The sequence below is a fragment of the Stenotrophomonas sp. SMYL41 genome (assembly GCF_036319965.1).
Taxonomy (GTDB): Bacteria; Pseudomonadota; Gammaproteobacteria; order Xanthomonadales; family Xanthomonadaceae; genus Stenotrophomonas; species Stenotrophomonas maltophilia_R.
Genome location: NZ_JAWIRX010000004.1, coordinates 275,749 through 302,682, shown reverse-complemented (window position 1 = coordinate 302,682; position 26,934 = coordinate 275,749). Strand labels below are relative to the sequence as shown.

22 protein-coding genes are annotated in these 26,934 nt (G+C 67.8%); 8 read left to right on the top strand and 14 right to left on the bottom strand.

The genetic code is table 11. The features are described from left to right. Positions 1 to 61: 61 nt before the first annotated feature. The 8 genes from V3B30_RS07225 to V3B30_RS07190 form a co-directional block, all read right to left on the bottom strand. Positions 62 to 1,270, bottom strand: a complete 1,209-nt coding sequence (locus V3B30_RS07225) for a DegT/DnrJ/EryC1/StrS family aminotransferase (RefSeq protein WP_262084546.1) — start codon at positions 1,268 to 1,270, stop codon at positions 62 to 64. Between the two features lie 10 nt (positions 1,271 to 1,280). Further along, the gene (locus V3B30_RS07220; protein ID WP_075674983.1) at positions 1,281 to 1,679 is read right to left on the bottom strand and encodes a DMT family transporter; all 399 of its coding nucleotides are present in this window, start codon (positions 1,677 to 1,679) and stop codon (positions 1,281 to 1,283) included. Continuing rightward, positions 1,676 to 2,035 (bottom strand): EamA family transporter, encoded by a 360-nt coding sequence (locus tag V3B30_RS07215; RefSeq protein ID WP_262084545.1) that lies wholly within the window; start codon positions 2,033 to 2,035, stop codon positions 1,676 to 1,678. The genes V3B30_RS07220 and V3B30_RS07215 overlap by 4 nt, the downstream gene beginning before the upstream one ends. A 1-nt stretch (position 2,036) precedes the next feature. Beyond that, entirely contained in the window at positions 2,037 to 2,873 is an 837-nt protein-coding gene (locus V3B30_RS07210; protein ID WP_100471695.1) for an alpha/beta fold hydrolase, read from the bottom strand. Positions 2,874 to 2,953: 80 nt separating this feature from the next. Next, entirely contained in the window at positions 2,954 to 4,333 is a 1,380-nt protein-coding gene (locus V3B30_RS07205; RefSeq protein WP_262084544.1) for a sensor histidine kinase, read from the bottom strand. Beyond that, positions 4,330 to 5,013: a response regulator gene (locus V3B30_RS07200; protein WP_100471697.1), complete on the bottom strand. Its 684-nt coding sequence runs from the start codon at positions 5,011 to 5,013 to the stop codon at positions 4,330 to 4,332. Before V3B30_RS07200 ends, V3B30_RS07205 begins: the two co-directional genes overlap by 4 nt. Positions 5,014 to 5,146: 133 nt before the next feature. Continuing rightward, entirely contained in the window at positions 5,147 to 6,274 is a 1,128-nt protein-coding gene (locus V3B30_RS07195) for a metallophosphoesterase (RefSeq protein WP_262084543.1), read from the bottom strand. Positions 6,275 to 6,347: 73 nt separating this feature from the next. Continuing rightward, positions 6,348 to 6,797 carry a helix-turn-helix domain-containing protein gene (locus V3B30_RS07190; RefSeq protein WP_262084542.1) on the bottom strand — a complete coding sequence of 150 codons (450 nt, stop codon included), beginning with the start codon at positions 6,795 to 6,797 and terminating at the stop codon, positions 6,348 to 6,350. Positions 6,798 to 6,875: 78 nt separating this feature from the next. Between V3B30_RS07190 and V3B30_RS07185 the strand changes: the two genes are divergently transcribed. Continuing rightward, positions 6,876 to 8,093, top strand: a complete 1,218-nt coding sequence (locus V3B30_RS07185) for an MFS transporter (RefSeq protein WP_262084541.1) — start codon at positions 6,876 to 6,878, stop codon at positions 8,091 to 8,093. Positions 8,094 to 8,106: 13 nt separating this feature from the next. On the opposite strand, the gene V3B30_RS07180 is transcribed toward V3B30_RS07185, so the two are convergent. After that, positions 8,107 to 9,522 (bottom strand): GGDEF domain-containing protein, encoded by a 1,416-nt coding sequence (locus V3B30_RS07180; RefSeq protein ID WP_262084540.1) that lies wholly within the window; start codon positions 9,520 to 9,522, stop codon positions 8,107 to 8,109. 286 nt (positions 9,523 to 9,808) lie between these two features. Between V3B30_RS07180 and V3B30_RS07175 the strand changes: the two genes are divergently transcribed. Both V3B30_RS07175 and V3B30_RS07170 read left to right on the top strand, forming a co-directional pair. Continuing rightward, complete coding sequence (locus tag V3B30_RS07175) at positions 9,809 to 12,058, top strand: TonB-dependent siderophore receptor (protein ID WP_262084539.1); 2,250 nt, start codon at positions 9,809 to 9,811, stop codon at positions 12,056 to 12,058. Positions 12,059 to 12,238: 180 nt separating this feature from the next. Then, positions 12,239 to 13,219, top strand: a complete 981-nt coding sequence (locus tag V3B30_RS07170; RefSeq protein ID WP_262084538.1) for a cation diffusion facilitator family transporter — start codon at positions 12,239 to 12,241, stop codon at positions 13,217 to 13,219. 38 nt (positions 13,220 to 13,257) lie between these two features. Here the strand turns inward: V3B30_RS07170 and nfi are convergent, their stop codons facing one another. After that, positions 13,258 to 13,932, bottom strand: coding sequence for a deoxyribonuclease V (gene nfi, locus V3B30_RS07165; RefSeq protein ID WP_262084537.1), 675 nt, complete (start codon positions 13,930 to 13,932; stop codon positions 13,258 to 13,260). Between the two features lie 94 nt (positions 13,933 to 14,026). Between nfi and gpmA the strand changes: the two genes are divergently transcribed. Further along, complete coding sequence (gpmA, locus tag V3B30_RS07160; RefSeq protein ID WP_014036448.1) at positions 14,027 to 14,776, top strand: 2,3-diphosphoglycerate-dependent phosphoglycerate mutase; 750 nt, start codon at positions 14,027 to 14,029, stop codon at positions 14,774 to 14,776. A gap of 565 nt (positions 14,777 to 15,341) precedes the next feature. After that, a complete protein-coding gene (locus tag V3B30_RS07155; RefSeq protein WP_262084536.1) occupies positions 15,342 to 17,435 on the top strand; it encodes a M13 family metallopeptidase in 2,094 nt (697 codons plus the stop codon). A gap of 94 nt (positions 17,436 to 17,529) precedes the next feature. On the opposite strand, the gene V3B30_RS07150 is transcribed toward V3B30_RS07155, so the two are convergent. The 4 genes from V3B30_RS07150 to rlmJ all read right to left on the bottom strand — a co-directional run bounded on the left by V3B30_RS07150 (position 17,530) and on the right by rlmJ (position 23,305). Then, positions 17,530 to 18,147, bottom strand: coding sequence for an HD domain-containing phosphohydrolase (locus V3B30_RS07150; protein ID WP_262084535.1), 618 nt, complete (start codon positions 18,145 to 18,147; stop codon positions 17,530 to 17,532). A 45-nt stretch (positions 18,148 to 18,192) separates the two neighbouring features. Beyond that, entirely contained in the window at positions 18,193 to 21,657 is a 3,465-nt protein-coding gene (gene mfd, locus V3B30_RS07145) for a transcription-repair coupling factor (RefSeq protein WP_262084534.1), read from the bottom strand. A 149-nt stretch (positions 21,658 to 21,806) separates the two neighbouring features. Beyond that, a complete protein-coding gene (locus V3B30_RS07140; RefSeq protein WP_004150340.1) occupies positions 21,807 to 22,352 on the bottom strand; it encodes a GNAT family N-acetyltransferase in 546 nt (181 codons plus the stop codon). A gap of 95 nt (positions 22,353 to 22,447) precedes the next feature. After that, positions 22,448 to 23,305, bottom strand: coding sequence for a 23S rRNA (adenine(2030)-N(6))-methyltransferase RlmJ (gene rlmJ, locus V3B30_RS07135; protein ID WP_049446337.1), 858 nt, complete (start codon positions 23,303 to 23,305; stop codon positions 22,448 to 22,450). Positions 23,306 to 23,340: 35 nt separating this feature from the next. On the opposite strand from rlmJ, the gene creB reads away from it, so the two are divergent. From creB to creD, 3 genes are all read left to right on the top strand, one after another. After that, a complete protein-coding gene (gene creB / locus V3B30_RS07130; RefSeq protein WP_262084533.1) occupies positions 23,341 to 24,066 on the top strand; it encodes a two-component system response regulator CreB in 726 nt (241 codons plus the stop codon). Between the two features lie 3 nt (positions 24,067 to 24,069). Further along, positions 24,070 to 25,530: a two-component system sensor histidine kinase CreC gene (gene creC, locus V3B30_RS07125; RefSeq protein WP_262084532.1), complete on the top strand. Its 1,461-nt coding sequence runs from the start codon at positions 24,070 to 24,072 to the stop codon at positions 25,528 to 25,530. 81 nt (positions 25,531 to 25,611) lie between these two features. Continuing rightward, the gene (gene creD / locus V3B30_RS07120) at positions 25,612 to 26,931 is read left to right on the top strand and encodes a cell envelope integrity protein CreD (RefSeq protein ID WP_100471712.1); all 1,320 of its coding nucleotides are present in this window, start codon (positions 25,612 to 25,614) and stop codon (positions 26,929 to 26,931) included. Positions 26,932 to 26,934 lie beyond the last annotated feature (3 nt).

Here is a 26,934-nt window from a genome sequence, read left to right as displayed (position 1 = left end):
TGAGGAAAGTGTTCAGGAATCGAGTGCCCTGAACAGGCGCAATGCCCCGGAAATCGCGGTTTCAGGGCTGCGCTGCAGCCAGTGCGCGCAGGATCTGCGCGGTCTCTTCCTGGGTCTGCCAGGCGCTGTTGCCGAGGGTCAGCATGCGTGCAGCGAAGTCGCGCGCGTTCGGCATGTCGTCCTGCGGCACGATGCCACGCAGGTAGGCGTAGTCGGGCAGGGCATGGATGAACATGCGGCTGGCACCGAGGCCGCGCGGCCACAGTTCGTCCAACGCGGCATCGCGCGCGCGCTGGCTGGGCAGCAGCAGCATCAGCATCGGCCAGGTGCCGCCGGTGCCCGCCAGGCCATCGACCACCTCCACGGCCGGCAGCTGTGCCAGCTGCACACGCAGCTGCAATGCGCGCAGGCGCCCGGCCTGCAGGAACGCAGGCAGCCGCCGTGCAGCATGGGCGCCGATGTTCTGCCGCCATTGGCTGACCCGGTGCTGCGGGATGTCCAGCGGGAAGATGTCACCGACTGCTTCTTCCAGATCGCCACGCTGCAGTGCGCTACGCAGTGGATTGCCGTACACCAGCGACAGCAGCGAGGGGCGGTAGCAGGCGGCAAGGCCCAGCAGCTGCACGCTGCGAAGCAGCTCCCAGCGCAGGCTGAAACGCACCTGCTCGGCGGCATGTTCGGCCAGCGCGGCACGCAGCTCGTCATCGCGGCTGACCAGCAGGCCGCCTTCGTGCAGGCTCAGCCCCTTGCCGGCGGCCAGGCTGAAGAATCCGATATCGCCACGCAGGCCGACACTGCTGTTGCCGACCCGGGCGCCCAGCGCCTGCGCGGCATCTTCGATGACCCAGGCACCGGCGCCACGCGCGATGTCATTGGCCAGTTCGACATCGGCGATGCGCCCGCCCAGGTGCGTGGGCAGGATCGCCAACGTGCGTGCGTCGGCCAGGCGCGAGAGCTGTGCCGGATCAAAGTCGAAGTGGCCGCGGCGGGTATCACACAGTTGCACGCGCAGGCCGAGGCTGTGCACGGCAATCGGCACCAGCGGGCAGGTGTAGGCCGGCAGGATCACGGTATCGCGCTGGGGCGCACGCTTGCGCAAGGTGCGCAGCGCGATCAGCAGCGCGTGGGTGCCGGAACAGGTCAGCTGCAGCGGCGGTGTGCCGAGCTGGTGGGCCAGGATGTCGCGCAGGTCGCCGCCCCCCGGGAGGAAGTCGCTGGCCTGCATCGGCAGGCCGGCGGTCGGAGGCAGTTCGCGCGCGAACAGGTTCATCGCAGCCCGCTCACGAGGTGCTTTCGGCGGGGCTGTGCGGGTCATCCGCTTCGGCGCGGCCGAGGCAGACGATGCCGGCCACGATCAGTACCGCGCCCACCAGGTGGTGCAGGGTCAGTGGTTCGTTCAACAGCCACGCCGACAGCAGCAGCACGCTGATCACTTCCAGGTGCGAAGCCGCGAAAGCAGGGCCGATGGGTGCGTGGCGCAGCAGGCTCATCCAGGTGAAAAATGCACCGACGTAGCCAAGGATGGCACCGTACACCCAGGGCTGCGACAGCACGCGCAGCAGCCATGCCGTGTTGGCCTCGACCGGCAGCGCCGCATCACCGGCATACTTGAAGCACAGCTGGGCCAGCGTGTCGAAGGCCATCAGCAGAGGGAAGCCGATCACATACAGGCGCCTCATGAGCCGGCCCCCACCACCGCCACGCCCGCAGTGACCAGCAGCATGCCGGTTACCCGCAATGGCGTGAGTTTCTCGCGGAACAGGAAGCGGCCGGCGATCATCAGCGCCACGATGTTGATCGAGCCCAGCAGCACGCCCTTGGACAGCGGTACCAGTGACAGGAACGCGATCCAGGCGACGAACTCAAGTACATAGCAGGCGATGCCGATCCACAGCCAGGGGCGGCTGAGCATGTGTTTCCAGCGTTGCGATCCTTCGCCGTCCTGCGGGTCGCTGGCGGCGGCCTTGAAGGCGAGCTGGCCACCGGTATCGAGCACGACATTGGCCAGCCACAGCAGCGTGGCGAGTGCTCCCATTTCAGGCTACCGCCTTGAGGACGCCGCTGCGTTCACCGATTTCGGTGAAGAAGCGCGCGCTGCGGCGGATCACGTCGCGGCGTTCGCGGTCGATGGTGATCATGTGGTAGCTGTCTTCCAGTACCACCAGTTCCTTCGGGCCGCTGACCCGCGACATCACCAGCTCGGCGTTGCCCATGCTGGCCACGTCGTCTTCGCGGGCGTGCATCACCAGGCACGGTGCAGTGACCTGGTGCAGGTGGCGGCGGGTCCAGTTGCTCAGGGCGCGCATCTCGGCCAACGCGTGCCAGGGGTTGCCCGGAAGGCCGGCGGCAGCGCTGTCGCCGGACAGCATGGCGGCGCTGACCTGTGCGCGCAGGCGTTCGTCGCGCAGGCCGTACGGCGGTTCTTCCATGAACATGCGGTCGCGGCCGATGTTGAAGCGCTTGAACCACGGCAGCAGGAACGAGAAGCGGGCCACGGCGGGAATGTTCCAGCCGTCATAGCGGAAGGTGGCGCCGTAAACGCCGACGCCGGACACCCACTCGGGGCGGCGCGCGGCCAGCGCCAGCGACAGTACCGCACCCATCGACAGACCACCGACGAACAGCTGGTCGACCTTGCCACGCAGGCTCGCCGCCGCATCTTCCACACCCTGGTACCACTGTTCCCAGGTGGTCGCCAGCAGGTCATCCACGGTGCCGCAATGGCCGGGCAGCTGCACGCCGTGGACGGTGAAGCCGGCGTTGTTCAGGCCCTTTCCCAGCATGCGCATTTCCGCCGGGGTGCCGGTCAGGCCGTGGACCAGCAGCACGCCCTGCGGGCCACCGGGGAGGAAGAAGTCGTGCGATTCGGTCACCTGGCGGCTCCGGGACGGCAGTGGGGATGGTCAGGATCGCAAGCGCGATTTTCGCCAGCCTTTCAGCGCCCCGGTCCGGGTCAGGGGGCCTTCAGCAGCGGCAGCGTGATGGCAACCTTGAGGCCCCCGCCGGCACGATTGAGGAAGGTCAGGCGGCCGCCGAAGTGCTCCACCGCTTCGTGGGCGATGGCCAGGCCCAGGCCGGTGCCGCTGGCGGTGGTGCCGGGCGCGCGGAAGAAGCGCTCGCCCAGCCGCGGCATCACGTCCTCGGGTACGCCGGGTCCGTTGTCCTCCACATACAGCTCGACGTCATTGTCGTCCAGCGCGTGCACGCCGACCGTGACGGTCGCGCCGCGGCCGGCATAGCGCAGCGCATTGTCGATCAGGTTGTCCAGGGCCTCCTGCAGCTGGGCACCGTTGCCGAGCACGCGCAGCGGGCGAGGGCTGCCGCGGTAACCCAGATCAATGCCATCGCGGATGGCTTCGGGCACGCGCATCCGGACCCAGTGCGGCACCCGTTCGCACAGGTCCAGCGCTTCCACGGTTTCCGGGACGGTCTGCGCCCGGCTCAATGCCAGCAGCTGGGTGCTGACCCGCGCGGTGCGCTGGTTGAGCCGGCGGATGTGCTGCAGTGCTTCGCGCACCGTGTCCGGGTCACCATGCGCCAGCGCCTGATCCACGTGCAGGGCCATGCCGGCCAATGGCGAGCGCAGCTGGTGCGCGGCATCGGCGATGAAACGGTTCTGCAGCGTGATCATTTCCGCCTGGCGGGCAAACAGATCGTCGATGGTGCTGATCAGCGGCTGGATTTCCTCCGGTACGTCGGCATCGGAGATCGGCGCCAGTTCGCCGCGGCGCTGCGCCAGGCGGGTCCTCAGCGGGGTCAGGATGCGCAGGCCGTAGGTCACGCCGAACCAGACCAGGGCGGCGGTGCCCAGCGCCAGCATGGTCATCAGCGGAATGATGATCATCAGGATCTCGCGCGCACGCTGGCGGCGGTCGGCCATGCTTTCGGCCACGGTCACCGCCAGCTGGTCCTGCGGGTCGTTCATCGCCTGCGTGCAGACGGTGGCCATGCGCACCTGCTGGCCATTGAGGTTGCCGTCGTACAGCGCCGGATGCACACCGGTGCAGTCCTGCGAAGGGGCGTACGGGCTGAAGTCCGCGTTGCCGCTGAGCGTACCCATGCGGCTGCTGTCGACGTTGAAGTAGCGATGGCCGTCGGGGTCGTACTCGATCAGGAAGCGTGCCTGCGGAGACAGGTCGCTGGTCACCGGCATGGTGCTCAGCATCTGCGCGAACGAATGCGTGTCATCGATCAGGTTGCGGTCATGGATGCGGTTGGAATAGTCCAGCGCAACGTAATAGGCCAGGATCGTATTGAAGGTGAGCAGGCCCAGCATCGGCAACGCCAGGAAGGCGAGCAGGCGTCGGCGCAGGCTGGGGGGGCCACTGATCACGAGGCGCTTTCGTCCTGCGCGTCTTCCAGCATGTAGCCCAGCCCGCGCACGGTGCGGATGCCCATGCCACCGGGTTGCAGCTTGCGGCGCAGGCGGTGCAGGGCGATGTCCAGGCCGTTGTCGGTGAGGTCCTGGCCCCAGTCGCACAGTGCTTCCACCAGCTGCGCGCGCGAGACGATGCGCTCGGCGCGTACCGCCAGCGCCGACAGCAGGCCGAACTCGCGTGCGGTCAGTTCCAGCGGCTGGTCGTCGATCCATACGCGGTGCCCGGCCAGGTCCAGCCGCAGGCGGCCGATGCGCAGGTCCGGGTTGCCATTGCTGGTGACCCGGCGCAGCTGTGCGCGCACGCGTGCTTCGAATTCGTCCAGTGCGAACGGCTTCACCAGGTAGTCGTCGGCGCCGAGGTCGAGCACGCGCACGCGTTCGGCCAGGCCATCGCGGGCGGTCACCACCAGCACCGCCAGGCCATCACCGCGCTGGCGCAGGCGCTGCAGCACGTCGCGGCCGTCCAGCTGTGGCAGGCCCAGGTCCAGCACCAGCAATGCGTACTGGGTCGAGCCCAGTGCAGCGTCGGCGTGCGCACCGTTGTCGACGTGGTCAACCACGTGCCCCTGCCGGCGCAGCGAGGCGCACAGGCCGGAGGCGATATCCGGGTCGTCTTCAGCAATCAGAACGCGCATGCGCGGGGGGCTCCTGTGACGGTCAGGCCCACCGGAAGGACGGGGTGGGCCTCTCGGTTGCCGAGGGTAGCGGCAAACCGGCTGAAGGTGGAGCGCGGCGGCACCGCCGGCGGCCGTCGCGCTGTCCCGCCATTCAGTCCTGCAGGCCGGGCTTGCCTTGTGCCAGCGGCACCCGTGAGCCATCCAGCAGGCCACGGCTTAGCCTGCCTTCCTCGATGAACAGCAGTTCGCCGTTCTCGCCGTTCTTGATGCTGCTGTCGATGGCGATCACGTGGTCGCCATGGAAGCTGCTGACGTGGGGCATCGAGGTGTGGCCGACGACGATGCGCTTGAGCTGCAGGCGGTCAAGCACTGCCTGTACACCCGCCGCGTCGAGGCGTCCATCGAAGTAGCCGCGGTACCAGATCGGGCTGGTCTTGCCGTCATACAACGGCGCAGTGGCCGGGTCGGCCTTCACCTCGGCCTTGGGCAGGCCCAGTGACGCCTGGTAGGCCGCGTTGGTGCGCGCCGGGTCCAGCGCCAGTTCCACCGCCTCGGGCGAGATGCCGCCGTGCAGGAACAGGGTGTCGCCGATCTTCAGCAGCACCGGGCGGGTACGCAGCCACTGCCCGATCACCGAATCGGCACCGTACAGCTTCGGGTAGCTTTGGCCGAGCAGCTGGGCGCTGCGCAGGTACTTCGGGTTGACGTAGCGCAGGTCGTCGTACAGCACCATGGTCTCGTGGTTGCCGAGCACGAAGTGCACCGCGCCTCCGGCGGCTGCCGCCTGCTGCTGCAGGCCATACAGCAGCCAGAAGGCTTCGGTCACCTGCGGGCCACGATCGAACACATCGCCGGCAACGACCAGGGTGCTGGTGCCCAGCGCCCAGCGGTCCTGCGCATCGATCACCTTGTTGGCGCGCAGCAGGCGCACCAGCAGCCCGTACTGGCCGTGGATGTCGGACAGGGCGACGATGCGCGGCGTGGCCGGCAGTACGGAGATCGAAGGTGCATCCGGCGCGGCCACACGCACGGTGTGCCCGTAGCCGCAGCGTGGGGCGATATCGGTGCCTGCAGCCTGCGCGGCCAGCGTGTGCGACTCGACCTTGTCGTCGCAGATCCACTTGGCCTGCAACTGCGTGCCCTCGCGGAACACATAGGGACCATCGGCCTGCACGTGGCCGGCGGGCGCGACAACTTCGCGGGCCTGCATGGCTCCGGCGCCGCAGGCCAGCAGCGGCAGCAGCAGGGCGGTCATCAGGGAAGGGCGATAGCGCGGCATCGGCGGCGTCCGGCGGCGGAAACATCCGATGCTAACCGGCGCGGCCGGATCGTGGTGTGCGCGAATGGGCGGATCAGGCGCCGCGCCCGTCGTCCTTGAGCTTGCGCACGCGGGTCGCGGCGGCCTGCAGGGGCTGACCGTCGCGCCCGTGCGGTTGCATGTAGGGCAGCGGTCGCCGCGTGCTGGATTCGATCAGCTGCGAATGGGCTTCACCGGCCTCGAAGCGATGGCGCTCTCCCCACTGGCGCAGTGCGACCAGCAGCGGGAACAGTTCCTGGCCAGCGGCGGTGAGCACGTACTCCTGGTAGGCCGTTCCATCGGAGGCCGGCTGCAGCCGCAGGATGCCGGCCTCGACCAGCCGCCGCAGGCGGTCGCTGAGGATGTTGCGCGCCGCGCCGAGGCTGCGCTGGAAATCACCGAAGCGGGTGATGCCGTCGAACGCGTCGCGGATCACCAGCAATGCCCAGCGGTCACCGAGCAGATCGGCGCTGCGGGCGACGGGGCAGGGGCTGTCGGCGTGCATGCTGGGAATCTCCGAATGTGGTTGCAGTTTAAAACCAATGTCGGTAGCCTGCATCAAGTTTTAAATTGCAACCACATCATGAGTGCCACATCGCTTCCCCGCCCGCTGCAGGTCCTGCTTGCGGTTGCCGCCGGCGCCAGCGTCGCCAACGTTTATTACGCACAGCCACTGTTGGATCAGCTTGCATGTGCCTTTGCGCTGGACCGTGCCGTGGCCGGCGCGGTGCTGGCTGCTACCCAGGCCGGTAGCGTGCTGGCGTTGCTTGGCTTGCTGCCGCTGGCCGATCGTGGTGACCGGCGACGCCTGCTGCGGCTGCAGTTGATGGCGTTGGTGCTGGGCTTGCTGTGGTTGGCATCGGCACGCACGGCGGGCTGGCTGTTGTCGGGCATGCTGCTGGCCGGCCTGCTGGGCACGGCGCTGACCCAGGGCCTGATCGCCTACACCGCCATGCTGGCACCGCCCGAGCAGCGCGGTCGCGTGGTCGGTGTGGTGCAGGGCGGTGTGTTCATCGGCCTGCTGTTGGCGCGCGTGGTATCGGGTGCGGTCGCAGCCACCATCGGCTGGCGGGCGGTCTACCTGCTGTCGGCAGCGGTGATGGGGGCCTTGGCGTTACTGTTGTGGCGGCGCCTGCCGGCGGTGCCGGTACCGGTGCTACCACCGCGTTGGCGCGAACTGCTGGGTTCGATGCTGGGCATGCTGCGCCGGGACCGCACGCTGCGCGAGCGTGGGCCGCTGGCTCTGTTGTTGTTTGCTGGCCTCAACGTGTTCTGGGCGGCGGCGCCGCTGCCGTTGTCGGCGCCTCCTTTGCAGTGGTCCACCGCGGCCATCGGTGCGCTCGGCCTGGCCGGCGTAGTGGGCGCATTGATGGCGGCGCGGGTCGGGCACTGGATGGACCGCGGTTTCACTGGTCGGGTCAGCCTTGGCGCATTACTGCTGATGCTTGCCGCCTGGTGGCCGCTGCTGGGCCTGTCGCAGTCGCTGTCGTTGCTGCTGCTGGGCGTCATCGTGCTCGACCTCGGTGGGCAGGCACTGCACGTATCGAACCAGGCGCTGCTGCTGCGTGCACCGGCAGAACAGCATGGGCGCCTGGTGGCGCTGTACATGCTGTTCTATGCGGTGGGCAGTGGTGCTGGTGCGGCTGCCGGGCCCTGGATGCAGGCCCGGCATGGCTGGCCCGCGGTGTGCCTGCTGGGCGCCGGCATCGCGGCGCTGGCGTTGCTGTGGTGGGCGGGGGGGCGGGTGGTGGCGGTGACAGCAGCGGCTACCACCTGTATCGGTAGAGCCGGCTGTCGGTAGCGTCGGCATGCCGTCAACGCTGCAGTGCGCGCCGTCCCGGGGCTTCCTGCAGGTCCGCACTGGCCACCACCACGCGGTTGCGGCCGCTGCGCTTGGCCTCGTACATCGCCGCGTCGGCACGTGCCATCAGCCGCTCGTAGTCCGGGTGGCCATCGTGGCCGGCCACGCCGATGCTGGCGGTCAGTGACAGTACCTGGCCGTTGGCCAACGCCACCGGCGACTGCGCGATCTGCCGGCGCAGGCTTTCGGCGATCACCGCGGCCTGCGACTCGCTGGCCGCGACCAGCACCACCACGAACTCCTCGCCGCCATAGCGGAACAGGTAGTCGCTGCCGCGCGTGAGTTGGCCGAGCAGGCCGGCGACGTGCTGCAACGCGCGGTCGCCGGCATCGTGGCCGTGGCCGTCGTTGATCGCCTTGAAGTGATCCAGGTCGAGCAGCAGCAGCGAGAACGGTGTGCGGTTGCGCGTGGCCAGTTCGATCTCACGGCGTAGCACCGTTGGCAGGAAGCGGCGGTTGAGCAGGTTGGTCAGTGCATCGCTGCCGGCATCCAGTTCACCGATGCGCTCGAACAGCAGCGTCATCAGGGTGCGGATGGCGGCCAGGTCCTCGCGGATGGCCGGCAGCACCGCCAGTCGCTGCGCCGGGGCATCGTTGCTTGCTCGCTGCAGGTTGCTGTCGATGCGGGCCATCAGCTGGCCGACCTGCTGGGTCTCGCTGCTCTCGCCGAAACTGGGGATGCCCTTGTGGGTGAACCACAGGCCGAATTCCGAGGTGGCCAGGCTGGCGCTGTCGCTGGCCTGCACATGACCGGCCAACGCGTAGAGCAGGGCGTTCTCCCAGTCCAGCAGCAGTGCCCGCTGGCGCTCGCGCTCGGTGCCGACGTTCTGCACCAGTGAGAACAGCCGGTACGCAGCATCGGCACGGGTGGAGCGCTCGCGGGCATGGGTGTAGGCCAGGGTCATGCCTTCCATGGCGATGTCCATGATCGCGCTGAGGCAGTCGATGGCGGCGAACGCGGTAGCGCTGTCGGGCGCATCATCGCGCAGGCGCACGAACAGCTCGTGCTTGAGCACGCGCGCGCCACGGGTCACCAGATCGACCGGAATGCCGACCCGGGCATGCACATCGCCGATCAGCCGTTGCGAGGCGACGGTGGCGGCAATGCCGTTGGCATCGGTGGTCAGCAGCTGCACGAGCCAGCGCTGCATGGCTGGCTGCAGGCGCTGCTTGACCTGCTCATGGGACAGGAAACGGCGCGCGCGCGGGTCCTGCAGCAGGACGTCATAGAAGCGCTGGGCCAGTGTGGGGGGCGCGTCGTCGGCGGCCGCGTGCAACAGCGCAGTGGCGGCGGGGCCGGCCTGTTGCAGGCAGTGCTGCCAGGCCTCGGCCAGCGGCTGGCTGGCATCGTCCAGTTGGGGTGGTTCCACGTCGATCTCTGGCTGCGTACGACAAACCACGGGTATCGGCCGCGGTGGCGTGCGGTTGATGGCAGGTAAGCCGGCCAGTTTAAGCGCGATGCAGGGTTGCACGGTGCGCAAAGCACATCGGCGCCACTGCGGCAATGAGTGAACGCATTTGAGAATCACTCGCATTGATGGGAGAATGCGCGCACGGATCGGGCCGCAGGTGACTGCGGCGACGCTCCGACTCCCCCTCGTCGTTGCCTCAAGCCCTTTGCCAGAGGCCCCGTTGCCCTGCCAGAAGGTCCAGATCATGTCTCCTGCCGTTGTCCTTTCGCCGCGCCCGCTGGCGCTCGCCGTTGCCGCCCTGCTGGCGGGCAGCGCCCTGACCGCCCACGCCGAAACCGACGCCACCGATATCGACACGGTGCATGTCACTGCCTCGCAGATTGCCCGCCAGGCGTTGGGCACTTCGACCATCACCGCCGAGGACATTGCCAGGCGCCCGCCGGCCAACGACATCGCCGAACTGCTGCGCACCATGCCGGGCGTCAACCTCACCGGCAACAGCGCCTCGGGCCAGTACGGCAACAACCGCCAGATCGACCTGCGTGGCATGGGGCCGGAGAACACGCTGATCCTGGTCGATGGCAAGCGCATCGGTGCGCGGGATGCCGTGCGCATGGGCCGCAGCGGCGAACGCAATACGCGCGGCGATACCAACTGGGTGCCGGCGGAAATGATCGAGCGCATCGAAGTGCTGCGCGGCCCTGCAGCGGCGCGCTACGGCTCCGGTGCCTCCGGCGGCGTGGTCAACATCATCACCAAGCGCCCGACCGGCGACCTGACCGGTGCGGTCGACCTGTATGGGCTGGTGCCCGAGCACAGCGCCGAAGGCGGCAGCGAGCGCGTCGGCCTGCAGCTGAGCGGGCCAATGACCGACACCCTGTCGTTCCGCCTGTACGGCAATCTCAACAAGACCGACGCCGACTCACTGGACCTCAACCGCCAGTACGCGACCAACCCGAACGCGGTGCCGCCGGCTGGCCGCGAGGGCGTCAAGAACCGCGACGTCAACGCGCTGCTGCGCTGGGACGTGACCGCCGACCAGGTGGTGGAGTTCGAAGCCGGCACCAGCCGCCAGGGCAACATCTACGCCGGTGACCGCGCCGTCAGCACCACCGGTACCTCGACCGGAGTCGACCTGGCCGCCTTGGCCGAGGGCGAAGCGGAAACCAACCGCATGTACCGCAACACCGGCGTGATCACCCATCGCGGCCGCTGGGGGGACGTGACCTCGCGGGTAACGGCCGCAGTGGAAGCGGTGAACAACTCGCGCATCAACGAAGGCCTGGCCGGTGGCCCGGAGGGCAGCTTCAACGGCACCGACTGGTCGACCTCGCGCCTGCGCAACTACCAGCTGGATGGCGAAGTGAGTTTCCCGACCACGCTGGGGGGGGCCGAGAACATCTGGACGCTGGGCTTTGAATACCTCGACAGCCGCCTGACCGACCCGTATTCGATGAGCCAGTCCAGCAGCAGTGGCGGCGGCATCCCGGGGCTGTCGGCCGACCGTGCGCGCGGCAAGGCCGATGCGCAGACCACCGCCGTATTCGTGGAAGACAACATCTATCTGGGCGAGCGCTGGATCGTTACCCCGGGCCTGCGCTTCGACCACCACAGCCAGTTCGGCAACAACACCAGCCCCAGCCTCAATGCGCAGTTCCGCATCAACAGCGACTGGGTGGTGAAGGGCGGCATCGCGCGTGCGTTCAAGGCGCCGAACCTGTACCAGTCGAATCCGGACTATCTCTACTACACCCGTGGCAATGGTTGCCCGAATGCACTGCCGAGCCTCGGCGCCGGTTGCTACATGCGTGGCAACGCAGATCTGAAGGCGGAAACCAGCCTGAACAAGGAACTGGGCATCGAGTGGGCACCGCAGAGCGGCTGGCAGGCGTCGCTGACTTACTTCCACAACGACTACAAGGACAAGATCCAGGCCGGCTACGACCAGATCGGCCTGACTGCCGATGGCCGCGGCCGCATCTTCCGCTGGGAGAACGCGCCGAAGGCGATCGTGCAGGGGCTGGAAGGCAACCTGGTGATCCCGCTGCTGGGCGAGCAGGGCAACCGCCTGAAGTGGAGCAACAACTTCACCTACATGGTGGAGAACGAGAACAAGAGCACCGGCCAGCCGCTGTCGGTGATTCCGAAGTACACCGTCAACACGATGCTGGACTGGCAGGCCACCGACAAGCTGTCGCTGCTGCTGACCGGCACCTTCTATGGCAAGCAGAAGCCGGCCACCACCAACATCAACAACGATCCGCGCTGCACTGGCACGTGCGACCCGTCGATCGCGCTGCAGGATCGCGGTGCGTACAACATCTGGGGCGTGAGCGCGCGCTACAAGGTGACCGAGACGGTCAGCTTCGGCTTCGGCGTCAACAACCTGGCCGACAAGCGCCTGTTCCGCGAGGCCAACAGCAGCGATGCCGGCGCGGCGACCTACAACGAGCCGGGCCGCGCGTACTGGGCCAGCCTGCGCTTCGGGTTCTGACCGCACGCGGACGTCGATCCGCTGCGTTCGCCAGGCGCGGCCTGGCGCTACCGGCCACGCTCCGGTAGCGCCGGGCCATGTCCGGTGAGGGACCGCGTGGCCTGCAATGTTATAAACACCGTAATAGTCTCCCCCGCCAGCACGGCGTAGCCTGCACCGCATCGCAAAGGAGCTGTTGCCATGGGCCACGACCACGATCACCTGCCATCCGAGATCCGCCACGAGAAACCCTTGTGGTGGGCACTCGGCCTGACCTCCACCTTCCTCGTCGTCGAGGTGGTGGGCGCGTTCTGGACCAACAGCCTCGCACTGCTGTCAGACGCCGCGCACATGGCCACCGATGCGCTGGCGCTGATGATCGCGCTGGTCGCGGTGCGGCTGAGTCGGCGCCCGCCGGACGCACGCCGCACCTACGGCTATGCACGTCTGGAAGCGCTGGGCGCAATGATCAACGGCGCCATGCTGTTCGTGGTTGCCGCCTACATCCTGTGGGAGGCGGTCGGGCGCTTCCGCGAGCCGCAGGAGATCGCCTCCTCCGGCATGCTGGTGATCGCCGCCGCGGGCCTGGTCATCAACCTGATCGCGATGCGCCTGCTGCAGGCGGGCAGTGGCGAGAGCCTCAACGTGAAGGGCGCCTACCTGGAAGTGTGGGCGGACATGCTCGGCTCGGTGGCGGTGATTGCCGGTGCGTTGCTGATCAAGTGGACCGGCTGGAAGCCGATCGACCCGATCCTGGCGGTGCTGATTGGTTTGTGGGTACTGCCACGCACCTACGTGCTGATGCGTGAGGCGATCAACGTGCTGCTGGAAGGCGTGCCCAAGGGCATGGACGTGGCCAAGGTGCGCGACAGCCTGTCCGGCCATGCCGCCGTGCTGGACGTGCATGACCTGCACGTGTGGGCGCTGGCCTCCAGCACCCCGGCGCTGACCGCGCACATCGTGATGCGCGACGGCACCGATGCTGATGCGCTGCGTCGTGAGCTGGGCGGGCGCCTGCACGATGACTTCGGCATCGAGCACGTGACGCTGCAGATAGAGGCGGACCATTGCGGCGAAGCCTGTGGTGAGCCGGCGCCGGCCAAGGGCGGCGAGCACGAGGGCCATGAAGGCCACGACCATGGCGAGGACGCGCAGGGCCATCGCGGTCACGTGCATCGTTGATTGAATTTGAGGGTCGCGCCGGGTGGTGCCCGGCGTGGCTATTCGTCCCGCCGCGAGGCCAGCCGATCCGCCAGCCGGGTCGGCTCCGGCAGCCGGTAACCGCGCAGTGTGCGCTGTACCCAGTCCAGCGCGGTACCGGCACTGACCCGATGGCCGCCGGCCACGAACAGCGGCTTGCAGCGCACTTTGCTGCGCAGCACCCAGCCCAGTTGTTCATCGCCATCCAGCAGCGGCGTATGTGCACCGGCCTCGGCGCCCGGTTCGACGAACCGGCCCACCAGTTTCGACTTGGCCACGCCGATGCTTGGCAGGTCGGTGACCACGCCCAGATGCGCGGCCACGCCCAGCCTGCGCGGATGGCTGATGCCGTGGCCATCGACGAACACCAGGTCCGGCGTGCGCGGCAGCAGCGCCAGCGCGGCCAACAGCGCTGGCAACTCGCGGAAGCTGAGCAGGCCGGGGATGTAGGGCATCACCGTGGCGATGCGCGCGACTTCCTGAGCCACGGGCCGCAGCGTCTTCGCATCCAGCAGCACTGCCGCGGCACGGGTGACGGCGCCATTGTCCTCAAAGCCAACATCCAGCCCGGCCAGCCAGCGCACGTTGCGTGGCAGCCGGTCCTGGCGCTCCACGCGGCCAGCCAGCTGGATCTGCTGCGCGCGGGCAGCGGCGACGCTGCCTTCCCAGCGCCCGGGGTCGATCACCGTATTCATTGGTCACAGCATCGCATGCGCGGTGCCACGGCCCGGTGAGCGGCGGCCGGGGCTACAATGGCAGCCTGCCTTTCCTCGCGTTGGAGACCCTGCAGTGACCCGTAAACTCGTACTGTTGCGCCATGGCCAGAGCCAGTGGAACCTGGACAACCGCTTCACCGGCTGGGTCGATGTCGACCTGACCGAGCAGGGGCGCCGGGAAGCGGCCGCCGCCGGTCGGCTGATGCGCGAGGAAGGCCTGCAGTTCGACGTCGCCCACACCTCGGTGCTCAAGCGCGCCATCCACACCCTGCAGGGTGCGCTGGCCGAGCTGGAGCAGGACTGGCTGCCGGTGAACAAGTCCTGGCGCCTCAATGAACGCCATTACGGTGGCCTGCAGGGCCTGGACAAGGCCGAGACCGCTGCCAAGCATGGCGAGGAGCAGGTCAAGGTGTGGCGCCGTTCGTACGACATCCCGCCGCCGCCGATGGATCTGGAAGATCCGGGCCACCCGATCCATGACCGTCGCTACGCCGGCCTGGACCGCAACGCGCTGCCGGGTACCGAGTCGCTGGCGACCACGCTGGACCGCGTGCTGCCGTACTGGCACGACGCCATCGCGCCGCAGCTGAAGGACGGCAAGACCGTGCTGGTCACCGCCCACGGCAACTCGCTGCGCGCGCTGTACAAGTACCTCAACAACGTCTCGCGCGAGGAGATCCTCGAGCTGAACATCCCGACCGGCATTCCGCTGCTGTTTGAGCTGAACGACGATCTGACCGTGCAGTCGTTCCGCTACCTGGGCGACCCGGAAGCAGCGCGCAAGGCCGCTGAGGCTGTGGCCAACCAGGGCAAGGCGAAGTAAAGAAGCAGAAGGCCGGCGCAAGCCGGCCTTCCCTTTTGTGGAGTCGAGCCATGCTCGACTGACGCTGTCGCACCCCAGTAGAGCCACCCCCATGGGGGGCTGCAAAGGAACTTCGAACGGCTGTAGCGGCGGAACAGGTTGCCGCTCCAGGCTTCGGAGTCGTCCCGGCTCTGGCAGGACTCGTTGTGCACGGCGTAGCTGATGTAGTGATCCCAAACCAGCTCAAACTGCTGTGAGTGGGGCATTGCCTCTATCGCACGCACACCCTCGATTGAACGTCCATGGCCGAGGTCCACACGGTGAGGCTCTCCTGTCACCTGTCCCTCTTCGATCACCAGCCGCAGACAGTTGGCCTCCGGTTCGCCAATACCCGTCAGGAATAGATACTCGCAGGTGTCGATGGCCAGCAGCAGCGCAGCGTCGTCCATGGGCGCGAGATCCGGTGATCGTGAAGATAAGAATACCGGCATGCAGTTGGTTGGCGACTCCACGGGCTCGTGACCTTTGGCCGGTCCCCAGCTCCGTTCCCCCGGCTACCCTGTGAAATTACCCGCAGGAGAGCCTCATGAACGTCCGCAACCTGGTCCCGCTGGGCCTGACCATCGCCATCGCTGCCTCGCTGGCGGCCTGTGGCAAGAATGAAACCGCGCCGGCGGCCAGCGCCGACGCCAAGCCTGCCTTCGACCTGTCGCAGATCAAGACGCCGCTGATCTCGCTCAACAGCGCCGATCTGGATCCGGCCATTTCGGCCTGTACCGACCTCAATGGCTTCGTCAACAGCAAGTGGCTGAAGGCCAACCCGGTGCCGGGCGACCAGACCACCTGGGGCAGCTTCGAGATCCTGCGCGAGCGCTCGCTGGAAGTGCAGCACGTGCTGGTGCAGCAGGCCGCCGCCAGCCAGGCCAAGGCCGGCTCGGTGGAAGCCAAGATCGGTGACATCTGGAAGACCGGCAACGATGAAGCCAAGATCGAAGCCGCCGGCCTCGCTCCGCTGCAGCCGCAGCTGGACAAGATCACTGCGCTGAACGATACCGCCGCCATCACCCAGTACCTGCGCGACAGCCAGGCCGAGGGCAAGGGCGTGCTCTTCTCGCTGTTCGCCAATGCCGATTACAAGGATTCGGCCAACGTCATCGCCTACGTCGGCCAGGGTGGCCTCGGCCTGCCGGAGAAGGGCTACTACTTCGACGACGCCCAGGCCAAGATCCGCGACGCCTACGTGGCCTACATCGCACAGGTGCTGACCCTGTCCGGCGTGGACGCGGCGCAGGCCGCCGAGCAGGCCAAGGCCGTGATGGCCTTCGAAACCCGCCTGGCCAAGGCCTCGATGTCGCGCATCGAGATGCGTGACCCGGCCAAGCGCTACAACCCGCTCAGCGCGGCCGACGCCGACAAGCTGACCCCGAACTTCAGCTGGACCGCGCTGTTCGACACCCTGAAGGTGCCGGCCGCGCAGAAGTTCTCGCTGGCCCAGCCGGGCTTCTTCGGTGAAATGGACAAGATGCTGGCTGACGTGCCGGCTGCCACGTGGCAGGCCTACCTGCGCTTCCACACCATCGACGATGCTTCGCCGTACCTGAGCAGCCAGTTCGAGAAGGCCAACTTCGAGTTCTATGGCAAGACCTTGCGCGGCCAGCAGGAAATGCAGCCGCGCTGGAAGCGCGTGCTGGAGTCGGTCAACGGTGGCATGGGTGAGGCCCTGGGCCAGCTGTACGTCGACGCCGTGTTCCCGGCCGAATCCAAGGTGGCCATGCAGCACCTGGTGGAGAACCTCTCGGTGGCGCTGAAGGCGCGCCTGGAGCAGCTGCCGTGGATGGGCGAAGAAACCAAGAAGAAGGCGCTGGAAAAGTGGGCCAGCTTCACCCCGAAGATCGGTTACCCGGACAAGTGGCGTGACTGGGCAGGCCTGCAGACCAACGGCGACAGCTACCTGGGCAACATGCAGGCGGCGCGTGCGTTCAACTACCGCTACATGCTGGACAAGATCGGCAAGCCGGTGGACAAGACCGAGTGGGGCATGACCCCGCAGACCGTCAACGCGTACTACAACGCCACCAAGAACGAGATCGTGTTCCCGGCGGCAATCCTGCAGGCGCCGTTCTTCGACGCCAAGGCCGATCCGGCGCTAAACTACGGCGGCATCGGTGCGGTCATCGGCCACGAGATGATGCACGGCTACGACGACTCGGGCAGCCAGTTCGCCGCCAACGGCAACTTCGAAAACTGGTGGACCGACGCCGACCGCAAGGCTTTCACCGAGCGTACCGACCAGCTGGTCGCGCAGTTCGACGGCTATGAATCGGTGCCGGGCGTGTTCGTGAAGGGCAAGCTGACCCTGGGCGAGAACATCGGCGACCTGGGTGGCCTGACCGTGGCCTACGATGCGCTGCAGATGGCGCTGAAGGAAGATCCGAAGGCGAATGTCGAAGTCGATGGCCACAGCCAGGACCAGCGCTTCTTCATGAACTGGGCCACCGTGTGGCGCCGCAACTTCACCGATGGTGAGCTGCGCGTCCGCCTGAACACCGACCCGCATGCGCCGGCCAACTTCCGTGCCAACGGCGCGCCGTCGAACATGCCGTCCTATGCCGCTGCGTTCCAGTGCAAGGCCGGCGACGCGATGGTGCGCGCCGACGACAAGCGCGTGGTGATCTGGTAATCGATCGCACGTAATGCGTGATGCAGAAGGCCCGGCGAATGCCGGGCCTTTTGTTTGTGCCGCCGGTAGCACCGGGCCATGCCCGGTGGAAATCTCAGGCCAGCTCCGGCTCCCGCGCCAGCATGCGATGGAAGCGCTGCAACACGTAGGGGTCCACCAGCCCTCCAGATTGCGCTTCGATGATCCGCAACGCGGTTTCGCGTTCCATCGCGGCACGATACGGGCGCACGCTGGTCATCGCATCGTAGGCATCGGCAACGGTGACGATGCGCGCGCCCAGCGGGATGGATTCGCCGCGCAGCCCATCGGGATAACCGTTGCCATCGAAGGCTTCGTGGTGGGCGCGGATCAGCCGCGCGACCGGTGCCGCGTCGCTGCGGCCGGTGGTCAGGAAAATATGCTCGCCGCGCACCGGATGCTCGCGCATGATCGCGCGCTCCTCATCGGTGTGCCGACGCGGCGCCAACAGCACATCGTCGGGAATGCCGATCTTGCCGATGTCGTGGAAGCGCGCGGCCAGGCCGATCTGCGAACAGGCATCGTCATCGAGATCGCAGTGCGTGGCCAGGCGCTGCGCGAGTCGGCCGACGCGGTCGCAATGGTGGCGGGTGTAGGCGTCGCGCATCTGCAGCGACATCGAGAGGGCATCGATCAGGCAGGCCTGCGCGTGCAGCAGGTCGGGAGCGGGTACGGCGTCAGGAAGCATGGTCATCCGCCCGCACCGGGTGGGGACCGGTGCGGGGTGTTCAGGGGGCGATCAACCCGGGGCGAGGGTGGTCAGAAGAGCGCGGGCCGCATTGAAGCGGTCTTCCGGCAACGGCAACGGGTGCTTGATGCGCAGCTTGTCGGGCCCTTCCATGGCGTAGAGGTTCGGTTGTTTCTGGATCAGCTGGATCACCGCCATCGGGTCGATGTTCGGCTTGGACTCGAACACGATGCGGCCACCGTTCTCGCCCAGGTCCAGCTTGCGGATGCCGAGCGTGTTGGCCTTCAGCTTCAGCTCGGCGATGGCGAAGAGATGCTTGGCCGCATCCGGCAGCAGGCCGAAGCGGTCGATCATCTCCACCTGCAGCTCGCGCAGGGCATCGCTGTCGCGCGCGCTGGAAATGCGCTTGTACAGGGTCAGGCGGGTATGCACGTCCGGCAGGTAGTCTTCCGGTATCAGCGCCGGCACATGCAGTTCGACCTCGGCACCACGCACTTCTTCGCCCGCATCCAGGTCGGGCAGCTTGCCCTGCTTGATGCTGCGCACCGCGCGCTCCAGCAGCTCGGTGTACAGGCTGAAGCCGACCTCGGCCATCTGCCCGCTCTGGTCCTCGCCGAGCAGTTCACCTGCACCGCGGATCTCCAGATCGTGCGTGGCCAGCGTGAAGCCGGCGCCCAGCTCGTCCATCGAGGCGATCGCTTCCAGGCGCTTTTCCGCATCCGGGGTGATCGAACGGCGGTCGGGTGCCACCAGGTAGGCGTAGGCGCGGTGGTGCGAGCGACCGACGCGGCCACGCAGCTGGTGCAGCTGGGCCAGGCCGAAGCGGTCGGCGCGGTTGATGATGATGGTGTTGGCGTTGGGGATGTCGATGCCCGATTCGATGATCGTGGTCGACAGCAGCACGTTGAAGCGCTGCTTCTGGAAATCCAGCATCACCTTTTCCAGCTCGCGCTCGGGCATCTGCCCGTGGGCGATGCCGATGCGCGCCTCCGGCACCAGCTCGGACAGCTCGCGCTGCATGCGGCCGATGCTTTCCACGTCGTTGTGCAGGAAATACAGCTGGCCACCACGCGCGAGTTCGCGCTGGAACGCTTCGCGCAGCAGCGCGTTGTCCCACTGGGTGATGAAGGTCTGCACCGCCAGCCGGTTCGGCGGCGGCGTGGCGATGATCGACAGGTCGCGCAGGCCGGCCATGGCCATGTTCAGCGTGCGCGGAATCGGCGTGGCGGTCAGGGTCAGCAGGTGCACGTTGGCGCGCAGCGCCTTCAGCGCTTCCTTCTGGCGTACGCCGAAACGCTGCTCCTCGTCGACGATGACCATGCCCAGGTCCTTGAACTTCACGTCCGGCTGCAGCAGGCGATGGGTACCGACGATGACGTCGATGGTGCCGGCGGCGACCTTCTCCAGCTCGGCCTTGATTTCCTTGGTGGTCTTGAAGCGCGACAGCACCTCGACCTTCAGCGGGTAATCGGCGAAGCGGTCGCGGAAGTTGCGGTAATGCTGTTCGGCCAGCAGCGTGGTCGGCACCAGCACAGCCACCTGCTTGCCGGCACTGGCGGCGGCGAATGCAGCACGCACCGCCACCTCGGTCTTGCCGAAGCCGACGTCGCCGCAGACCACACGGTCCATCGGCTGGCTGCTGGCCAGGTCGCGCAGGGTGGCGTCGATCGCGGCCAGCTGGTCCGGCGTTTCCTCGAACGGGAAGCCGGCCGCGAACGGCTCGTACATCGCGCGGTCCACCTGCAGTGCCAGGCCGGCACGCGCCTGGCGGCGGGCCTGGATCTCCAGCAGCTCGGCGGCGACGTCGCGCACCTTCTCGGCGGCCTTGCGCTTGGCCTTGCTCCACTGCTCGCCACCGAGCGAATGCAGTGGTGCGGTTTCCGCCGAAGCGCCGGAGTAGCGGCTGATCAGGTGCAGCTGGGCGACCGGCACATACAGGCGGTCACCCTTGGCATATTCGATTTCAAGGAATTCGCCGGGCATGCCGCCGACGTCCATCGCGATCAGCCCGCGATAGCGGCCGACGCCATGGTCCTCGTGCACGATCGGTGCGCCCTCGGTCAGTTCACCGAGGTCGCGGATGATCGCTTCCGGCTCGCGGCCAGCGCGGCGCGTGCGACGGGTGCTGCCAGCGCGCTCGGGGAACAGCTGGCGCTCGGTCAGTACCGCGATGCGCGGATCGTCCAGCGCGAAGCCATCCTCCAGCGGCGCCACCGCGATCGCGAAGCGCGCATCGTCGGCGAGGAAGCTGGGCAGGTCGGCCACCACCGGCGGCTTCAGCTCGGCGGCCTGCAGCACTTCCAGCAACGCCTCGCGGCGGCCGGGCGAATCGGCGGCGATCAGCACCCGGCCCGGGTAGTGGCCGAGGAAGGATCTCAGCGCATCGCCGGCCGGTGCTTCGCGCGCGGCCACCGGCAGCGGCGGCAGCGGCTGGTCGCCCAGCGCGTGCGCGTCGGCGATGCGCGCGTGGTCGGCGGCCCATACCTCGATGCGCGGGGCATCGTTCAGCCGCTCGCGCAGCAGTTCCGGCGACAGGTACAGCGCCGACGGCGGCAGCAGCGGCCGTTCCACATCGTGGCGGCGCTGTTCGTAGCGCTCGCCGGTCTGCGCCCAGAACGCTTCGGCAGCCTCGCCGGCACCGGCGCAGACCACTGGCAGGCTGCCGTCGGGCAGGTAATCGAACAGGGTCGCGGTGCGTTCGAAGAACAGCGGCAGGTAGTACTCGACGCCGGCCGGCGCCAGCCCGGACTTCAGGTCCTGGTACAGCGCGCTGCGCCGGGTATCGACATCGAAGCGCTCGCGCAGCGTGGACAGCACGCGGGCGATGCTGGCCTCGTCCATCGGTACTTCGCGGCCCGGCAGCATGTGAACTGCCTCGACCTTGTCCAGCGAGCGCTGGCTTTCCGGGTCGAAGGCACGGATCGAGTCGATGTCCTCGTCCAGCAGCTCTACCCGCAGCGGCTCGTCGGCACCCATTGGGTACACGTCGAGCAGGCCACCGCGCACAGCGAAGTCACCCGGGTCCATCACCTGCGGCACGTTGCGGTAGCCGGCGCTTTCCAGGCGGCGCTTTTCGGCCTCCAGGTCCAGGCGCTGGCCGACTTTCAGGTCGAAGCTGCCACCGATCACGTAGCTGCGCGGGGCCAGCTGCTGCAGCAGGGTCTGCACCGGCACGATCACCAGGCCGCGCTTCAGCGTGGGCAGGCGGTGCAGGGCGGACAGGCGCTGCGAAATGATGTCCGGATGCGGGCTGAAGCGGTCGTAGGGCAGGGTTTCCCAGTCCGGGAAGGCGACCACCGGCAGGGCCGGATCGCCACCGAGCAGGGTATGCAGGTCGGCTTCGAGCTGGTTGGCGCCGTGGTTGTCACGGGCGATCACCAGCAGGGGCGCGTCGTGCGCACGCGCGGCCTGGGCCAGGTACCAGGCCAGGGCGGTCGGCGATGCGGGGGCGCGCCACCAGGCGCGGAGCTGGCCGGCGCGCGGCAGCGGCGGGGCGGGGTATGAGGTACGCGACATGGACCCCGGATTTTAGCAGAAGCCCGATCGAAGCCCGGCAGGTCGTGGCGGCCGCTGGCCGGCGGCCTCATGCGCCGTTGGGCCGGCGGAATGCCGGCCAGCGGCCGGCACTACAGGAATGCATCGCCGGGCATGTCCCGGCGCTATCGTCAGTTGTCCAGCTCCAGCACCATCCGTACCAGGCCCTCGGCACCGGTCGGGTGCGGCACCGGCTTGAAACCCAGCGACGCGGCCAGCTGCTTCATCGGCTCGTTCTCGGCGGCAACGTCGCCATACAGGCGGTCCAGGTACTTGCCGCGGCCCCACTTCACCAGCTTGCGCATCAGCTGCCGGCCCAGGCCCTGGCCAATGAGGAAACGGCTGATCAGGATCGCGTACTCGGCTTCACGGGTGCCGGGGATGATCGAGGCCCGGGCGACCGCGCCGACCACCGCCTCACCAGCGGGCAGGGATTCGGCGGCGACCAGGGTGATCTCGGTCTTGGGATTGGGGTGGGTCAGGCGCTGGGTGGTTTCCGGCGACAGCTCGGTCACCGCCTGCAGGAAACGATCACGGATTTCTTCCGGCCCGAACAGGCTGAACGCCGCTTGCAGCGGTGCGCCGTCTTCCGGGCGGATGGGGCGGATCAGCAGCTCGTGGCCGCTGGGAGCCTTGAAGATCTCATGCCAGGGCGGCATGCGGTTGCGAGTGGCCATACCGGGTGATTCCTTGGTGGTCCATCGATTGTGGCATCACCGGGGCTGCATTCCGTGAACGAAAGGCTCACGGCGGTACAGCCTCGTGAAGGCCGTCATTCGGGGGCTTTGAGCCAATCCAGGCGGGTGCTGGCCCCCGGTTCGCCCAGGTGCTGGCGCAGCGCCGGCAGGGCCGGGCCGACCACCCGGTCGAACTGCCAGGGCGGGTTGAGCAGCAGCATGCCGCTGCCGTTGAGCCGCAGCGGCGAGTCGTCCGGGCGCACCAGGAACTCGATCGTCATTGCCGATTTCACCGGCAGGGCGGTGGCCTTGCGCAGGAAGTGCAGGATGGTGCGGCGCTGCTTGATCGGGAACCAGACCGCGCAGGTGGCCTGCGGCCAGCGTGCCAGGGTTTCGGCAAGCGCGGCCAGGACGGCCTGGTATTCGGCGTCCTGGGCCTCGTAGGGCGGGTCGATCAGCACCAGGCCGCGGCCGATCTTGCTGCCGTTGAACTTCGGCGGCAGCAGCGAGCGCAGCAACGCGTAGCCATCGCCCGGGCGCACATCGACGCGGCTGTCATGGGCGAACAGGGCCTTCAGCGTGGCCGTTTCGGCCTCCTGCAGCTCACAGACCGCCATGCGGTCCTGCGCGCGCATCGCCTGCGCGCTCAGCAGCGGCGAGCCCGGGTAGTTGGTCAGCGCGCCCACCGGGTTGTCGGCCTGCACCGCCTTCAGGTAGCGCTCGACCACCTCCGGCAGCTTGGGCTGGGCCATCAGCCGCATGATTCCGGATTCGGCCTCCAGGGTCTTGCGGCTCTCTTCGCTGGCCAGCAGGTAGCGGCCGGCACCGCCGTGGGTGTCGAGCACGAAGAACGGGCTGTCCTTGCGCTTGAAGCTGTCGATCAGGGCCAGCTGCACGATGTGCTTGAGCACATCGGCGTGGTTGCCGGCATGGAAGGCGTGGCGATAGTTCATGGGCGGCAGTGTACGGGGCGGCGGCCGCAGCGGCTATGCTGCGCGCCATGACAGCTCCCGTTGCCCATGTCCTGGTGGTCGAGGACGAAGCCGCCATCGCCGAAACCGTGCTCTATGCGCTGCGCAGCGAAGGCTATGCCGCCAGCCACTGCCTGCTGGGCGGCGAGGCCCTGCAACGGCTGCAGGCCGGCGATATCGACGTGGTGGTGCTGGACGTGGGCCTGCCGGACCTGGGCGGTTTCGAGGTCTGCCGGCGGCTGCGCGCGCAGCCCGGGCCGGCGGCGCAGTTGCCGGTGATCTTCCTGACCGCCCGCAACGATGAAGTGGACCGCGTGCTTGGCCTGGAACTGGGCGCCGACGATTACATGACCAAGCCTTTCTCGCCGCGCGAGCTGGTGGCGCGGGTGCGTGCACGCCTGCGCCGTGCGGCACCGGTCGTCGCGGCGCCCAGCGCGGATGCCGGCTGGCAGGAACATGGTGCGTTCGCCATCGACCGCGAAGGCCGGCGCATCCGCTTCCGTGGCCAGGCACTGGACCTGACTCGTTACGAGTACGCGTTGCTGGAGGCATTGCTGCAGCGGCCGGGGGCGATTCTCAGCCGTGCCCAGCTGATGGATCGCGGCTGGGACAGCAGTGCCGACAGTGCCGACCGCACCGTCGATACCCATGTAAAGACGCTGCGTGCCAAGCTGCGTGCGGCCGGTGCCAGCGATGACCCGATCCGCACCCACCGTGGCCTCGGCTACGCGCTGGAGGTCTAGCTGATGCGCCTGGTACTGAAGCTGTTCCTCGGCTTCTTCCTGATCACCGGCATCGCCGCGTTCTTCGTGATGCGCGTGTTCGTCAACGAGGTGAAGCCGGGTGTGCGCCAGGCGATGGAATCGACCCTGGTCGATGCGGCCAACGTGCTGGCCGAGATGGCCGCCGCCGACGTCAAGGACGGCACCATCCGCAGCGGCAGCTTCACCCGCAACCTGGCCAAGGCGCGGCAGCGCGACCTGAAGGCGATGGTCTGGCGTTTTCCCAAGCGCTCGCTGGATTACCGGGTGACCATCACCGATGCCAAGGGCATCGTCATCTACGACTCGCTGGGCCGCGACCTGGGGCGTGACAATTCGCGCTGGAACGATGTCTACCGCACCCTGCGTGGCGAGTACGGCGCCCGCTCCAGCCCGGAAGTGCCAGGCGAAGAAGGCGATACGGTGATGCATGTGGCGGCGCCGGTGTACGACCCGGCCGATGGGCGCACCCTGATCGGCGTGCTCAGCCTGGCCCAGCCCAACCGCAGCATCGATCCGTTCATCGCCGCCAGCCAGCGCGCCATCATCGAGCGCGGCGCCTGGTTGATCGGGCTGTCGGCGCTGGTCGGCGTGCTGGTGACGATGTGGCTCACCACCGGCCTCGGCCAGCTCAGCCGCTATGCACGCGCGGTCAGCGCCGGCGAACCGGTGCCACCGCCACGGCGCCGCCGCGATGAGATCGGTGACCTCGGCCAGGCGCTGGAAACCATGCGCCGCAAGCTGGAAGGCAAGGCCTACGTTGAACAGTACGTACAGTCGCTGACGCACGAAATGAAGAGCCCGCTGGCGGCGATCCGCGGTGCCGCCGAGCTGCTGCAGGAGCCGCTGCCCGAGGCCGACCGCGTGCACTTCGCGCGCAGCATCGTCGATCAACAGGAGCGGCTGACCGAGACCATCGACAAACTGCTGGCGCTGGCCGACGTGGAACAGCACGGCTGGCTGCAGACCCGCGATCCGATCGCGCTGCCCACCTTGCTGGCCGACGCGGCAGCGGCGGCGCAGGTGCGTGCGCAGGCGGCCGGCGTGCAGGTCCTCATCGGCAGCGTGCCCGACCTGCGCGTGCAGGGGGATGCCTACCTGCTGCGGCAGGCGTTGCACAACCTGATCGACAACGCGATTGCTTTCTCACCGCCCGGCGCGGACATCGCGCTGCAGGCCGAGGTGGACGGGCAGGGCGTGCGCCTGCAGGTAGCGGATCGTGGTGCCGGCATTCCCGACTACGCGCGAGAACGGGTGTTCGAACGCTTCTATTCGCTGGCCCGCCCCGGCAGCGGCCGGCGCAGTTCCGGCCTGGGCCTGCCGTTCGTGCAGGAGGTCGCGCGCCTGCATGATGGTCGCGCCAGCCTCGACGCCCGCGATGGCGGCGGTACCGTGGCCAGCCTGTGGCTGCCGTTGGCAGTGCCGGGCCAGCGTCCGCGCCGCTGACTTCACACTCGCTTCAAATTCGCCACAAACCCTGCTCACCCCAGCGGTCCATCTTGCAGCCCTCTCCAACGAGGATGGACCATGAAATCCCTGAAGATGCTGCTGCGGTTCGCCATTGTCGGCGGGCTGATCCTGTTGCTGCTGGTGCCGCTGATGATGATCCGCGGGGTCATCACCGAGCGCAGCCAGTACCGCGACGAGGCCTTTGCCCGGGTGGCCGACAGCCGTGCCGGCACGCAGCAGCTGGTGGGCCCGGTACGGGTGGTGCCGTGGGTGGAACGCAAGGAAGTTGAACTGGTCGACCCGCTGGGCGTCAAGAAGACCGAGGTGCAGGTCACCGAGGGCCACTGGCTGCAGATGCCGGCGTCGCTGGAGGTGGGCGGCGAGATGCTGCCGAGCCAGCGCGAAGTCGGCTTGTTCAAGGTGCCGGTATACAGCTGGAACGGGCAGATGAAGGCGACCTTCGCCGCAGACGACTATCCGGTGAAGTCCGGCCGCAGTTACGGCCAGCCGTATGTGGCGGTGGGTGTGTCCGATGTGCGTGGCCTGGTCGGTACGCCGAACCTGCGCGTGGATGGCAAGCAGCTGCGGTTGCTGCCGGGCGTTGGTGCGGCCAGCGAGGTGGGGCGAGGCCTGCATGCGCCGGTGGCCGGTTTCGCTGCGGAACAGGGCGGCACGCTGGCTGCCAGCACCGTTGAACTCGAGCTGCGCCTGGACGGCAGCCGCATGCTGTCGGTGGTGCCGGTGGGCGATGACACCCGCATTGCGCTGCGTTCGAGCTGGCCGCACCCGTCGTTCAGCGGCGCCTTCCTGCCCAACGAGCGCCGCGTCGATGCACAGGGTTTCGATGCACGCTGGGCCGTGTCCTCGCTGGCCTCCGACGCACAGCGCCAGCTGCGCAGCGAGGGGCCGATCGATTCGCAGGCGGTGACGGTGTCGCTGGTTGATCCGGTCGATGCCTACACCCAGGCCGACCGTGCCTCGAAGTACGGCGTGTTGTTCGTGGTGCTGACCTTCGTCGGCTTCATCCTGTTCGAACTGATCAAGTCGTTGCGCATCCATCCGCTGCAGTACCTGATGGTCGGCCTTGCACTGGCGATCTTCTTCCTGCTGCTGATCAGCCTGTCCGAGCACATCGCGTTCTGGAAGGCCTACCTGGCCTCGGCGCTGGCCTGTATCGGCCTGCAGGCGGTGTACCTGGCCAACGTGCTGGGCCACTGGAAGCGCGGCCTCGGCTTCGCGGCGCTGCTGACTGTGCTCTACGGCGCGCTGTATGGCCTGCTGGTGTCGGAGAACAACGCGCTGCTGATGGGGTCGCTGCTGCTGTTCGTGATCCTGGCGCTGGCGATGTGGGTAACCCGCCGGGTGGACTGGTACGCGCTTGGCGCGGAACTGAAGTAAGGA